This is a genomic window from Chlamydiales bacterium, assembly GCA_016185065.1.
In the GTDB taxonomy this organism is placed as follows: Bacteria; Chlamydiota; Chlamydiia; order Chlamydiales; family Rhabdochlamydiaceae.
The window spans coordinates 1-12682 of record JACPOL010000010.1; the positions used below are offsets into that span (position 1 = coordinate 1).

General features: G+C 48.9%; 10 protein-coding genes. 1 reads left to right on the forward strand and 9 read right to left on the reverse strand.

All coding sequences use genetic code 11. The features are described 5' to 3' along the window. Positions 1–213 precede the first annotated feature (213 nt). From HYX48_07805 to HYX48_07825, 5 genes are read right to left on the reverse strand one after another with little or no spacing between them, the layout of a single operon-like run. Positions 214–1107, reverse strand: a complete 894-nt coding sequence (locus tag HYX48_07805; protein ID MBI2743803.1) for a hypothetical protein — start codon at positions 1105–1107, stop codon at positions 214–216. Positions 1108–1117: 10 nt separating this feature from the next. Further along, positions 1118–2458: a transcription termination factor Rho gene (rho, locus tag HYX48_07810; GenBank protein MBI2743804.1), complete on the reverse strand. Its 1341-nt coding sequence runs from the start codon at positions 2456–2458 to the stop codon at positions 1118–1120. A gap of 14 nt (positions 2459–2472) precedes the next feature. Next, positions 2473–3081 (reverse strand): dephospho-CoA kinase, encoded by a 609-nt coding sequence (locus tag HYX48_07815; protein ID MBI2743805.1) that lies wholly within the window; start codon positions 3079–3081, stop codon positions 2473–2475. Beyond that, complete coding sequence (polA, locus tag HYX48_07820; protein MBI2743806.1) at positions 3075–5750, reverse strand: DNA polymerase I; 2676 nt, start codon at positions 5748–5750, stop codon at positions 3075–3077. The genes HYX48_07815 and polA overlap by 7 nt, the downstream gene beginning before the upstream one ends. A gap of 18 nt (positions 5751–5768) precedes the next feature. Then, on the reverse strand, positions 5769–6830 hold the full coding sequence (locus HYX48_07825; GenBank protein ID MBI2743807.1) for a S49 family peptidase: 1062 nt from the start codon (positions 6828–6830) through the stop codon (positions 5769–5771). A gap of 87 nt (positions 6831–6917) precedes the next feature. Here HYX48_07825 and HYX48_07830 point away from each other — a divergent pair, with 87 nt between their 5' ends. Continuing rightward, complete coding sequence (locus tag HYX48_07830) at positions 6918–7988, forward strand: mechanosensitive ion channel family protein (GenBank protein MBI2743808.1); 1071 nt, start codon at positions 6918–6920, stop codon at positions 7986–7988. A 667-nt stretch (positions 7989–8655) separates the two neighbouring features. Here HYX48_07830 and HYX48_07835 read toward each other — a convergent pair. The 4 genes from HYX48_07835 to HYX48_07850 all read right to left on the reverse strand — a co-directional run bounded on the left by HYX48_07835 (position 8656) and on the right by HYX48_07850 (position 12674). After that, the gene (locus HYX48_07835; GenBank protein ID MBI2743809.1) at positions 8656–9168 is read right to left on the reverse strand and encodes a CDP-alcohol phosphatidyltransferase family protein; all 513 of its coding nucleotides are present in this window, start codon (positions 9166–9168) and stop codon (positions 8656–8658) included. Positions 9169–9173: 5 nt separating this feature from the next. Continuing rightward, the gene (locus tag HYX48_07840; protein MBI2743810.1) at positions 9174–9797 is read right to left on the reverse strand and encodes a DedA family protein; all 624 of its coding nucleotides are present in this window, start codon (positions 9795–9797) and stop codon (positions 9174–9176) included. A 12-nt stretch (positions 9798–9809) separates the two neighbouring features. Beyond that, positions 9810–11384: an NTP/NDP exchange transporter gene (locus HYX48_07845; protein MBI2743811.1), complete on the reverse strand. Its 1575-nt coding sequence runs from the start codon at positions 11382–11384 to the stop codon at positions 9810–9812. 93 nt (positions 11385–11477) lie between these two features. After that, positions 11478–12674, reverse strand: coding sequence for a phosphoglycerate kinase (locus HYX48_07850; GenBank protein MBI2743812.1), 1197 nt, complete (start codon positions 12672–12674; stop codon positions 11478–11480). Between the last annotated feature and the right edge of the window lie 8 nt (positions 12675–12682).

Below are 12682 nucleotides of genomic sequence, written 5' to 3' on the forward strand. Positions count from 1 at the left end.
TGCATATCGCACAGCAAAATTGCACCCGCAGGAGAGCGCGGTGAGCGCGCCAACGGGGTAGTACTCTGTACACCCCTTCTCCGAGGACGCGATTTGGCAAAGCGAGATGCAGCGCAAGAGGGTCGCAGGGAGGCCCCGAGCGAAAGCATAGCTTTCTCCTGGCCTACCCGACATGTCTCTTCAGCTGATTTATAAATCTAATAAAAAGCCCAATTAGGAAGAGAGGTGTTGGAGAGTGTGGTCGTAGTGGGGGAGGAGGTCGGGGGCGTGGGATTCGAGCCAGGAGCGAAGAGGCGCGGTGATCTTTTCTGCCTCCTCACGCGCCCGGAATTTTGCGCTCTCATCGCGCGAGAAGCGGCCGATATCGATATGGATCGGGTGATCATCGAGCCAGCCATAGTTTTTTTCTAAGATGGCATCCGAGTCGACGATCCCTTTTTTCATTCTATCTGCGATCAGATTCACGATCTTCGTTACAGCGGTTTTGATCTCCTCTTTCTTCTGCATCTTGCAGAGCTCATCGAGGTAGGGGAAGATAAGCTTAGCTCTTCTCTGCAAAATAAAAGGGAGCTTGCCGAGTTCGACGGAGTAGTTTACGCCGAGTTTGTCCTGAATCTGGACTCTTCTTTCCAGAGAGCCATCATCTGTCTGTAGGTGAACCATCACGAGTCCTGTCTCTTGCTTGAGCTCTTGATGTGCTAGAGAGAAGCTTTGAAAGCTGTCTGCTAGCTTCTGCAGATTGTAGGTTTTGATCTCTTGGCGCTTCTTGTTGAACTGGTAAGAGAGGGGGTGAGAGATTTGGGAGAATGCGCGCAGATGCGAGGGGAAGCGGTAGAATTTTAAGACATAGTTTCCATCTTCGCTTAAAAAGACGTAGGACTGGTGGCCGCGTGTTAGGTAGCAGAACTTCTGGCTTGAGATCTTCTCCCACCCAGAAGGTGAGAGAGATGTCTGGTCTATGTAGCGCTGGACGTGTGCAGGCACACGTCCAGAGATGTTGTGAAAACAGAAGCCGTCATTCTCTTTTAAGAAAAAACGGTCGAGTCTCACTAGCGAAGCTAGGAGAAGAAAGAAGAGAAGAGCAAAAGAGAGCAGCTCTTTTCTCATCTCCTGCATCCTAATCTTTCATCGATAATAGGAACTCGATGTTATTGTTGGTCTTCTTCAAGCGGCCAAGCAGGAGGTTCATCGCATCGAGAGGTGAGAGGTCTGCAAGCGCCTGGCGCATGCGGTAGATCTTCTCGAGCTCTTCCGGATGGTAGAGCAGCTCTTCTTTGCGGGTTCCACTCTTGATCAGATCGATTGCAGGCCAGACGCGTCTGTCTGCGATACGGCGATCGAGTACGAGCTCCATATTGCCTGTGCCTTTAAACTCTTCAAAGATCACCTCATCCATGCGAGACCCGGTGTCGATCAGAGCAGTTGCAATAATGGTAAGGGAGCCTCCCTCTTCAATATTGCGGGCTGCGCCGAAGAAGCGTTTTGGCTTGTGAAGGGCGTTGGCATCGATACCGCCAGTCAAAATCTTTCCAGAGTGGGGTTGGACGGTGTTGTATGCGCGCGCAAGGCGAGTGAGCGAGTCTAGAAGGATGATCACGTCGTGACCATACTCGACGAGACGGCGCGCTTTTTCGATCGCCATCTCTGCGATCTGCACGTGGCGTTCAGGCGGCTCATCAAAGGTAGAGGAGACGACCTCTCCCTTCACGACACGCATCATGTCTGTGACCTCTTCAGGACGCTCATCGATGAGGAGGACGATCAGAACGCTCTCGGGATTGTTTACTGCAATGGAGTTGGCAATTGTCTGCAGGATGATCGTCTTACCAGTACGAGGAGGAGCGACGATCAGACCGCGCTGACCTTTTCCGATTGGTGCCGCCAGATCGAGCACGCGGGTTGTCAGACCCTCTTTAGTGGTCTCCATGACAAGGCGCTTATCAGGATAGAGAGGAGTCAAGTTCTCAAAGAGAACGCGCTCTCTTGCTTTTTCAGGGGCTTTATTGTTGATCTTGTCCACTTTGAGAAGAGCAAAATACTTCTCCTTCTCTTTTGGAGAGCGGATCGTTCCATACACCGTATCTCCCTTCTTCAGGTCGAAGCGGCGGATCTGCGCAGGAGAGACATAGATGTCTTCGGCAGAGGGGAGGTAGTTGTAGTTGGGAGAGCGCAAGAAACCAAATCCATCAGGAAGGACTTCTAAGACGCCTTCTCCTACCAGAACCTCATTGGGCTTTTCTGAGAGAGATTTAACGACTTCAAAGACGATCTGGGACTTTGTGAGCGCTCCGAGACTTCTCAGCCCGTTGTTGCGCGCAAATGTTGCGAGCTGCTCAATATTCATCCGCTGCAGGTCGGCAATACGCGTGATGTTTTCTGGTTCAGAATTTTGTGGGGGAGTGTGCGGTTTTTCGCTTCCGGGATCTTGGATGTTTTGAGAAACGTCTTCTTGATACATTAAAAAGAGGCTCCTTAGTTTCTTAAGAGATGTGTTTGATAAAGCTGCTGCACCTGATGTTTAAGGTCTTCATAGGTGCCGTTATTGGTAATGACATAATCCGCCTTTGCGGCTTTCACATGTGGTTCAAGCTGTCTTTTCATGCGCAGGTAGTACTCCTTTGAAGTACGTTTTGTCGCATCAGCATACCGCTTTTGACATAGGGTCTCGTCAGAGACAACTGCAATGACGACATCGAAAAATTCATGGCTTTCGCTCTCGTAGAGGAGGGGGATTTCGGCAACGAAGAGGGAGTGCTTCTGGTCTTCTCTAGTTTTCTGGTAGGCGCGTTGAATTTCATTTAATACTGCGGGATGGAGGATTTTTTCAAGGCTGTCCAAAAGCTCGGGAGAGGAAAAAACTTTTTTTGCAATTTTATCTCGATCGATTTTGTGATCATTGAGGATCTCTGAACCTAGCAGGTCGATGACCCGCTGACCAACTACTGAATTAGGAGTTAACAGCTCGTGGACTACCTTGTCAGCACTGATGACATAGGCTCCGCAGGCTTTAAGAATTTGACAGACGGAGCTCTTGCCAGAAGCAAGACCGCCTGTTACAGCAACCTTGTTCAAGGTTAACACTCCCCCCAATTTCTTCCAATGGAAATGTCCACAACAAGAGGGACTTTGAGTTTGAAGACCCCCTCCATGATTCGTTTAATGTATGAAGAGAGCTCTTCGACATGCTTGTCAGGGCTTTCAAATAATAGTTCGTCATGGATCTGGACGATCATGGTGCCCCAGTTGCTCTCTTTTTGGAGTTTCGCATCGATCTCGATCATCGCTATCTTAATGAGGTCGGCCGCTGTCCCTTGCAGAGGGGTGTTAACAGCAAGGCGCTCTGCCGCTGCGCGGATCATCGGATTTTTGCTGTGGATTTCCGGAATTGGCCTCTGACGCCCCGTCATTGTCACGGCTCGCCCTGTTTTGCGGACGCACTCTTTGCAAAACTCTAAATATTCTTTTACTTTTTTGTAGCGTTCAAAATAGGTGCCGATGAAGGCGGAGGCCTCTTTGTAGTCGATTCCCAGCCCCTCCGAAAGTCCAAACGCCTGCTGGCCGTAGATGATACCAAAATTCACCGCCTTTGCTTTGCGCCTCATGTCCGAGGTGACCTCTTTGAGCGGCGTATCAAAAACAACAGAGGCTGTGTAGGCGTGGACATCTTCGCCTTCGATAAACGCCTTCATCAGGACAGGATCTTCGCTTAAATGGGCCAGAAGCCTGAGTTCAATTTGAGAGTAGTCGGCAGCGAGGAAGCTCCAGTGCTCTTTCTGAGGTCTGAATGCTTCGCGTATCTTGCGTCCCTCTGGGGTGCGGATGGGAATATTCTGCAGATTGGGATCTTGAGAAGAGAGCCTTCCTGTTGCAGCAACGGATTGATTAAAGGTGCAGTGGATCCTATGCGTCTTAGGATTGATCTGCTCGATGAGCGCATCGACGTAGGTGGATCTCAATTTTTCGAGAGTGCGGTACTCCAAGACTTTGTGGACGATGGGCGCTTCATCTTTTAACGATTCTAAGACGTCAGCGCTGGTAGAAAATCCAGTTGTGGTCTTTTTATGGCCTTTAATACCCATCTTTTCGAAGAGGATCTGGCTGAGCTGCTTCGGGGAGCTGATGTTAAACTCCTCTCCAGCCATTTTATGAATCTCCTTCTCGAGGTGAGAGATCGCATGAACGAGCTCCTTGGACATTTTGTGGAGCTTCTCGACGTCGACGTAGATGCCAGCTCTCTCCATCCGCGCAAGCACGGGCAGAAGAGGCAGTTCGATATTTTCAAAGAGATCCTTCACTCCCGCTTTCTCAAGCTCTTTTTCAAAGACCCCCTTTAAACGCAGCGTGTAGTCCACATCTTCGCAGCAGTAGTCGGAGACCTCTTGAATGGGAGCCTGATCCATGGTGATCGTCTTAGCGCCTTTGCCTATCAGCGATTCGATGGGGATCTTCACCTTGTCAAATTTTTCAAGCGCAAGGGCGTCCAAATTGTGTCTTTGATTTTGAGGATTAATGAGGTAGGAAGCCAGAAGGGTATCGAAGCAGATGTTCTGGATTTCGATCCCCACATTTTGAAACACGTGAAGGTCATACTTCAAGTTGTGTCCAAAAAAACCGATATGGGAGTTTTCGAGAAGAGGTTTGAGGTGAGCTATGATTTTGCTAGGTGAGACCTCTCCATTTAAGGGGATATAGAAGGCTTTTTTGGGGTGAGCGGAGAGGCCGACACCAATGAGCTCTGCTTCCATGGGACGCACGCTGGTCGTCTCTGTGTCGACGCAGATCTCTCTCTCTTTTCGCATCTCAGCGACTAGATCTTCAAGCTCCTGCTCGCTCTGAATTAACTGGTAGGAGACCCTCTCTTCATGAGTCGAGACTTTATGCGCCTCCTGAGGTTTCTCTCCGCCTAGCTCTTTTAAAAGAGATAGGAAGTGCATCTCTTGATAAAAGGCTCTCAGCGCTTCATCTTCATGAGGTTTAAGAGCAAAAAACTCCTCTTTGTGGGGAAATTCAACAGTATAGTCTAGCTTTGCAAGCTCGCGGCTTAACAGAGCGATCTCCTGCCCCTTTTTCAGGGTCTCCTGCTTTTTTGCTCCGGCCACCTTTTCGGGGTTAGCTAAAAGGGCATCGAGAGTTCCAAACTCATTTAAAAGAGCAGCGGCAGTTTTTGGACCAAATCCTTCAAGGCCAGGGATGTTATCCGAAGCGTCTCCCATGATCGCGAGGTAGTCGACGATCTGCTCAGGGACAACTCCAAAAAGCTCTTTTACTTTTGCTCTGTCGATAATGAGATTGTCTTTGTGAGCATGGACGATGAAAACGTGGTCTGAAACGAGCTGGCAGAGATCTTTATCGCTAGAGCAGATGTAGACCTTTGCCCCTTTTTTCTCAGCCCATCGCGTAATGCTCCCGATGGTATCATCCGCTTCAACTCCCGGAACGGAGAGGTTGGGAATCCCAGCTAGGTCGCAAAAGAGAATAGCGCGCTCCAACTGGAGAAAGAGGTCTTCCGGCATCTTCTCTCGATGTTTTTTGTAATCGCTGAAGATGCTTGTGCGCTTGCTTTTGTTATCGGGTCCGTCGAACACTGCGATGAAGTGCTTTGCAGAGAAGTCTTTGATTATCTTATTAATCGAACGGATGAATCCATAGAGAGCACCAGTCGACTCTCCTTTGGGGTTCGTCATGGGTCCTATTGCATAATAAGAGCGGAACAGGATGTTTACCGCGTCGATGATAAAGATCTTGTCCAGCTTATTTACCCATTGCGGTTATTGGCTGCTATCTGTGAGAGGCTGATAGAGGTAGAGGAGCTTGCCGCTCATCTCTGAAGTCATATTAGGCCCGATCTGCAGTACGTGTTTTACTTTTCCTGTTAGGAAGGCGAACTTTCCATGAGTAAGAGAGGAGAAGAAGTTCATCTTTGGCTGCAACTCAAAAACTTGGTAGGGCTCCTTCTCTTTGATGCCAGCTGCTACAACTAGCTCAGAGAGCGCTTTCCCATAATTTGCATTTGCATCGTCGATATAACCGAGCTCTTGGGCTTTGTCCGCCAAGAAAATGTGCGCTCCATACTCGTTTACCAGCTTCTCTCGATTAATTGCTGGGCGCGCTTCTGTCACGATATCCACAAAACGCGTATAGAGTCCGGAAGTGATTGCGCGCAGTGAGGCGTCTTCATCGCTCTTCCAAGGTCTAAAGGGGTTGAGTGCGTCTTTGTCTTTTCCCTCTGTGATTGTCAGAGCCTGGACGCCGATCTTATCCATTGTTCCTGTAAAGTTGAATGTAGGGCCTAAGATCACGCCGACAGATCCCACAATGCTCGAGGGAGTGGCATAGATCCGATCGCAGGCGGAAGAGATGTAGACGCCTCCAGAGGCGCACATTCCCTCGATATAGGCATAGACGGGAACTTTGTACTTCTCTTTGTAAGCTTTTATTAGACGGTAGGCGTCATCGGAGTCAGTTACTGTGCCACCAGGGGTATTCATGTGAAGAAGGATTCCTTTAACGCGCCCTCCGGCGAGCATGCCGCTGCGCGAGTCGAGAAGAATGTTCTCGATGGATTGAGAGTCTAAGAGCGGCTCTCCAATCACGCCGTGGATGTTGATGCGCAGAATTGCTGGAGTTGAAGGAGAGAGCAGCTCTCTGGAGCCGTTTGCATCTGCAGCAATGGAGGTCTCTGTCTCCTCTTCAGTGAGAGGAGATCCTGAGAGTCCAATAACGATGAAGAGGATAATGATGAGACCAACGAGAACACCTAGAATTGCGGCAAATGAGGTGAAGAAGGAGCGAAGAGATGCAGAAAAAATCGATTCTCTCGGGGGTGTCATCGGAGCTCCAGTAAGTGGAAGTGTTGATTAGACTTGATCTTAAAAAAGTAAAGGATTTTGATCTATAAAAGAAGAGAGTAAATTACGATGACACCAACTGAACTCACTCAATCTCCGGCATACAGTAGCATCTGGCTGATAAAAATTGGCATCGCAATTCTGCTGCTGATTCTTCTCAACTATCTGCTTAAAAGGCTCATCAAGAGCGCACACAAAAGGGCTCTCTCAAATTCTTTAGACTGGAGAAGCAGGTTAGATAAGATCGTCCTATTGCCTGCACACTTCATGCTCTGGATCATTGGCGCTGCTTACGTGATCAATGTCGCAGGAGAGCAGTTTGGCATACACTTCGAATATGTCACCCCCACTCGGAATGGAGCGCTCATCTGCTGCCTCTCATGGATTCTTATTCGCTGGAAGACGGAGGCTCAACACGCTCTGATACTGAAGGGTAGACAAGAGAACAAGACAATCGATGCATCCATGGTGCATATGGTCGGACGCATTCTTAGCGTGACGATCATCGTATTAACAGCGATTGTCGTGCTCCAGGTTATCGGGATCAACGTGCTGCCTCTTATCGCCTTTGGTGGTATCGGTGCTGCAGCTCTTGGTTTTGCTGCGAAGGATGTGATTGCCAACTTTTTTGGCGGGCTCATGCTCTACGTGACGCGCCCTTTTTTTGTTGGAGATCTTATTCTTCTTCCGGATCGCAGTATCGAAGGCTACGTCGAAGAGATCGGCTGGTATCTCACCTCGATCCGCGACAAGGAAAAGCGGCCTGTTTATCTGCCCAACGCGATCTTTTCGACCGTCCTCGTCGTTAACAGCTCGCGCATGTCCCACAGACGCATCGAAGAGAAGATAGGTGTGCGCTATGAGGATTTATCAAAGATCAAGAGTCTTGTTGAAGAGATTCGCAGAGTTCTCGTTCTTCATCCGATGATAGACACTGGCTGTCCTGTGATGGTCTTTTTCGATACATTTGGCGACTACTTCCTCAACATCTACATCGACGCATACTGCAAAGAGACGCGTCAAGAGGCCTTCCTCGCTATCAAACAAGAGATTCTCCTGAACATCTGCAACACCATCGACAACAGCGGCGCCCAGATGCCCTTCCCCACCAGCGCCATCCACCTCACCAACCCTCAGTAGACATGCGTTCAGTTTTCCTTGCGGAAAACTGCATTTCATTTTTTATTTTATAAGCAGAATAGACATGTCGGATGGTGTGCGCTTACGCCACACCTCCCGCGACCACCTTGCGCTTCACCTCGCTTTGCCAAATCGCGTCCTCGGAGAAGGGGCGTACCTCTGTACGACCCCTGACGCGCTCGCCGCGCTTCTCCTGCGGTGCAATTTTGCTGTGCGATCTGAATCGATCGGCTGCTCGAGGCGCTCATCCCACTTCCTTCGTCGTGGGTCCCTTTCGCGTCCAGTCGCAGATGTATCTAAAGAGACTAAGAACTTCTCTCTTCGATCTCTTTCTTCATTGCGGCGAAGCCGCATCACTTCTTTAGCCACGCAGTAAGGCGCAGGCCTTCGCTTCAGATCGCACAGCAAAATCGAAGCGCAGAAAAGCCGGCCAGGCGTACAGGGTAGGGCAATGGCCCACTCTGTTTTCGAGCACACGATTTGGCAAAGCGAGGTGAAGCGCAAAAGGGTCGCAGGGAGGCCCCGAGAGAAAGCGAAGCTTTCCCCTGGCCTACCCGACATGTCTATAGTGATTCGCAAAATTATAGAAATTAAAATGCAGCGCAGAGCGCTGCAGATCAACTTTGGAAAATTTTATGAAAAATAATGTGAGGCGACTTGTCGCCGATTAGGTGGGGGAGGGCTGGTCGTCGGATTTTACTTGGAGGAGCTCGAAGAAGGCGAGTGAGCCGAAGAGAATAAAGAGGGCGTAGATAAACCAGGGGAATGAGAGGTGAAGGGTAAGGCCGATGAGAATGAGGAATTGAAGAGCTGTTGCCACTTTGCCCCAGCGGATAGCGCGGAAGCGGTAGGAGTTCCACTTGCCGGACAAGCTTAGGTAGATTCCGAACAAGCAGAGAAAGAAGTCTCTTGAGAGCATGGCACCAGCTTGCCAGATCTCCATACGTCCTTCCATCAGCATAACGCCGAGGCCAAAGAAGACGAAGAACTTGTCCATGGTAGGATCGAGAATGGCGCCGAACTGGCTAGTGGAGCGGTAGCGGCGCGCGAGGTAGCCATCGATGCTGTCTGAGATCATTGCGAGTATTATCGCGGTAATACGCCAGGTGACGCTATCAACGAGAAATAGTAGTGCAAGGGGAGCGCGTAAGAAAGAGAGGCCGTTTGAAAGGCTAAGCATGAGCGTTAAACTGACTCTGAGCTGTGCGTAATTTTCTTTTTTCGTTTATACCAAACAACTGCAATTACCGTCACACTGAATATCAAAAAAATGAGTACGTTGAACGCTTTCACATAGCGGTAGAGCATCTCATAATTTTGTCCAAGCAGGTAGAAAAGAGTGAATGTGCAGCCCGTCCAAATGAAGCAAGCGAGAGAGTCTCTGATGATAAATTTTGAAAAGGGCATTCTGCTAATTCCCGCGCTCATAAAAATTCCATTGCGAATTCCAAACGGGATGAAGCGGCCGATAAGCAGCGTTAAGAGACCATGCTTATCGTAGAATACGCGGATCTTCTCAATTTTATTCTCATCTAAAATTTTTCTAAAAAGTCGCCAGCGCAAGAGAGCGGGCCCAAACTTCCGACCGATCCAGTAGGCAACCCAAGCGGAGAAGTAGCAGCCTAGAAAAACGCTTAAAAAAAGAAGGAGAGTGTGTTCTGGAACGACAGTAGCGGAGAGAATTGCGGCAATGATGATCATGAGATCGGCGCTGATAGGGATGTTCATCCCCGCTAGGACGATCGCTCCGAAAATAAACCAGTGAGCTAGATGGGCGTTTTGCGTGACAAATTCAATTAGTCCTTGCATAGCCCTTTATACTCAGGTTTGAATGACCGGCTCTTCTTCCTTTTTGGAAGCTGCCGCGAGCGCTTCTGCTTCTTCATCTGCAAGCTGAAGCTTTCCCTCTTCTGCAATCACTTCATTAAACTGTCTGCCCAGCGAGCGCACAGCGACAATCCATGCAGTAACAGCGAAGAAGAGGATAAGACCGACATAAGGAATACTGAGAGAGATCGAGCCAAAGAAAATAATCAAGCCCTGGTGGATGATCGATCCTCCAGACTTTCCAAGGCGAGAGCCGACGCCGTCAATTGCAGCTTTGCCTTTGAGTTTTGACTCTTGGCTAAGCGGAATAAAGGCGAGCTCTTTGGTGGCGTCAAATAGTGTATACTTCGAGGCTCTGGATAAGCAGTTCTGGAGCGATCCAAAGAAGACGCTAATCGCAAGTGGAGTCGATCCTAAAAGGGCGGCGATCGTTCCCATTCCGAGATCTTTAAAGAGCAGGAAGGAGAAGAAGCCAACGCCAGTGAAGAGAAGAATCATAGGCGAGATCATTGCGCTGGAGGTCCAGCTCAATCTTCTAAGCGCATTTCCAGAGATGAAGACGCTCGTAATAGTTGCGATGATGCCAATCCCAGTGAGCACCTTGCCCATGTACCCGTTAAAGTCGCTTGGGTTTGGGTAGAGCTGCTTCACCTGATCTTTCCAGACCACTTCGGTTAGGTTAATGGCGATGTTATAGGTGATAACAATAACGGCAATGCAGATGAGGTATTTCGACTTAGCGAGGTAAGCAAAATTTTTACGCAGGCCCATTTTGATCGGCTCCTGCTTCTCCTGCTGCTTAGCCCAGGAGGCTGAGCTGTACCCATAGCCGTCTTTATGAAGCTTTCTAAAGAGGTACATGCAGAGAACGCCTGCTGCAATCACAACGCAGTTTAAGAAGAAAATTGACTGTCCCCAGGCATCGGTTCCAAAAGGAAGGCTCGGGTCGTAGGTGTGTTTTGAGAGAAGGGTTGCGACCTGACCTGCCGCGATTCCAGAAAAATTTATACCGATTCCGAGGAGGCCATAATAGCGCCTCGCATCTTTGACGGTGGTGGTCTCATTGACAAATCCCCAGCAGAGGACGGTCATGATGATGGTACTCCACATCTCGGACATGACGTAGAAAGCTGTGAACGTCCAGTTCCGGAAAATAGCGATAAAACCTTGAAAGCCCTGAGGGATATAAGACTGCATCTTATCGGCAAACTCATGAGGATGCAGATAGTCTCTGTACGGGTAGAGGACGAAGGTGAAGATGAGGAAGAAGGCGATGAATATGCTCATCATCGCGTAGAAGATCTTCTCTCGGGTGAGTACATTGGATACGCGTGTGAAGATAAAGGTGAAGAGGAAGGCCATCGGGAGAATCGCCCAAACCTTCAAGAAGGGAAGAGCTTCTGCTCCGGAGGCGGGAGCCGTGACAACGAGAGCGTCTTTGGTTGCTCTCAATACACTGTAGTTAAAGCCGACAAGAAAAAAGATGACAAAGAGCGGAAGAAACATCCGCGTCTCTCTCTTGTATATTGGCCATAGAAAGGAGCGGAATCTGCTAAATTCTTCGGACATATTTTAAAACCGCCGGAAGATAGTTTTTGCGCAATTAATCGAGAATCATAGCACAACCCTAACATAAGCGCCTATCTCGAAGTTAGACAAATATTATTTTTTATTTTTTAGGATTTCTATTCCTGGGAGGGTCCCAAATTCAAGAAGTTCTAATGTAGCGCCACCACCTGTCGAGAGATGAGTAAAGTTTTTAGAGAGGCCCAGCTGGTTGATAGCAGAGACCGAGTCCCCCCCTCCAATAATTCGTATCGATTTTAGGCTGGCCAGATCCCTAGCTAGAGAGTTGGTGCCTTTTGCAAACTCGGGTATTTCGAATATTCCCACCGGCCCATTCCAGAAAATTGTTTGCGCTTTGTGAAGCTCATTAACCCAATTTTTAATTGTCTCAGGGCCAATATCAACTCCCTCCCATCCTTCGGGGATGCCTTCACGAGTCAAAATAGTTTTTGTCTTAGCCCCGCTCTCAGCCTTTTCTGCAATGAGTAGGTCGGTAGGCAGAAAAAGAGGTTTTTTCTCTTTTTTAGCTCGCTCCATCAGCTCCCTTGCCATCGGAATAAATTTCTCCTCACAGAGTGATTTTCCGATGGAGATGCCTTGCGCTTTAAAAAAGGTGTAGGCCATTGCACCTCCAATAAAAAGAGCGTCTGCGCGATCCAGTAGAGTTTTTAAGACGCCAATTTTCGAAGAGATCTTGGCACCGCCGATGATGGCATAAAATGGCGCTTTAGGATTTTTTAGAAGAGGCTCTAAAAAGGAGAGCTCTTTCTGCATCAGAAAACCGGCAGCTGCTCTTCCTGGAAAGTAGGAGACGATCGTGTATGTAGATGAGTGCGCGCGGTGAGCCGCGCCAAAAGCATCATTCACGAAGAGATCTCCAAGCTCCGATAGCTGCTTTGCAAAGGTTGGATCTAAATCAGGCTTCTCTTCTGCGGGATAGAAGCGGAGGTTTTCTAAAAGAAGCACCTCTCCCGCTTTAAGATTTTTAGCGAGATTTTTTGCATTTTCTCCAATGCAATCTTTTGCAAATTTTACAGGTCTTTCTAGAAGCCTACTTAGAATGGGAACGCAAGGCGCTAGCGAGAGCTTCGGGTCGCGTCTCTCCTTTGGTCTTCCCATGTGGCTCATGAGAATAACGCTTCCGCCTTGTTTCAATGCATACTCTATGGAGGGAAGAGCTTCTCGGATCCTCGTCTCGTCGGTCACTCTCCCCTCGCTATCAAGCGGGACGTTGAAGTCGACGCGCATGAGGAGTTTCTTTCCTGCGATCTTAAGGTCTGAAATAGAGAGCATCGTAATCC

Coding starts and splice junctions, on each gene's coding strand:
- HYX48_07805 (MBI2743803.1), bottom strand. CDS start 1,107: ATGAGAAAAGAGCTGCTCTCTTTTGCTCTTCTCTTCTTTCTTCTCCTA.
- rho (MBI2743804.1), bottom strand. CDS start 2,458: ATGTATCAAGAAGACGTTTCTCAAAACATCCAAGATCCCGGAAGCGAA.
- HYX48_07825 (MBI2743807.1), bottom strand. CDS start 6,830: ATGACACCCCCGAGAGAATCGATTTTTTCTGCATCTCTTCGCTCCTTC.
- HYX48_07830 (MBI2743808.1), top strand. CDS start 6,918: ATGACACCAACTGAACTCACTCAATCTCCGGCATACAGTAGCATCTGG.
- HYX48_07835 (MBI2743809.1), bottom strand. CDS start 9,168: ATGCTTAGCCTTTCAAACGGCCTCTCTTTCTTACGCGCTCCCCTTGCA.
- HYX48_07840 (MBI2743810.1), bottom strand. CDS start 9,797: ATGCAAGGACTAATTGAATTTGTCACGCAAAACGCCCATCTAGCTCAC.
- HYX48_07845 (MBI2743811.1), bottom strand. CDS start 11,384: ATGTCCGAAGAATTTAGCAGATTCCGCTCCTTTCTATGGCCAATATAC.
- HYX48_07850 (MBI2743812.1), bottom strand. CDS start 12,674: ATGCTCTCTATTTCAGACCTTAAGATCGCAGGAAAGAAACTCCTCATG.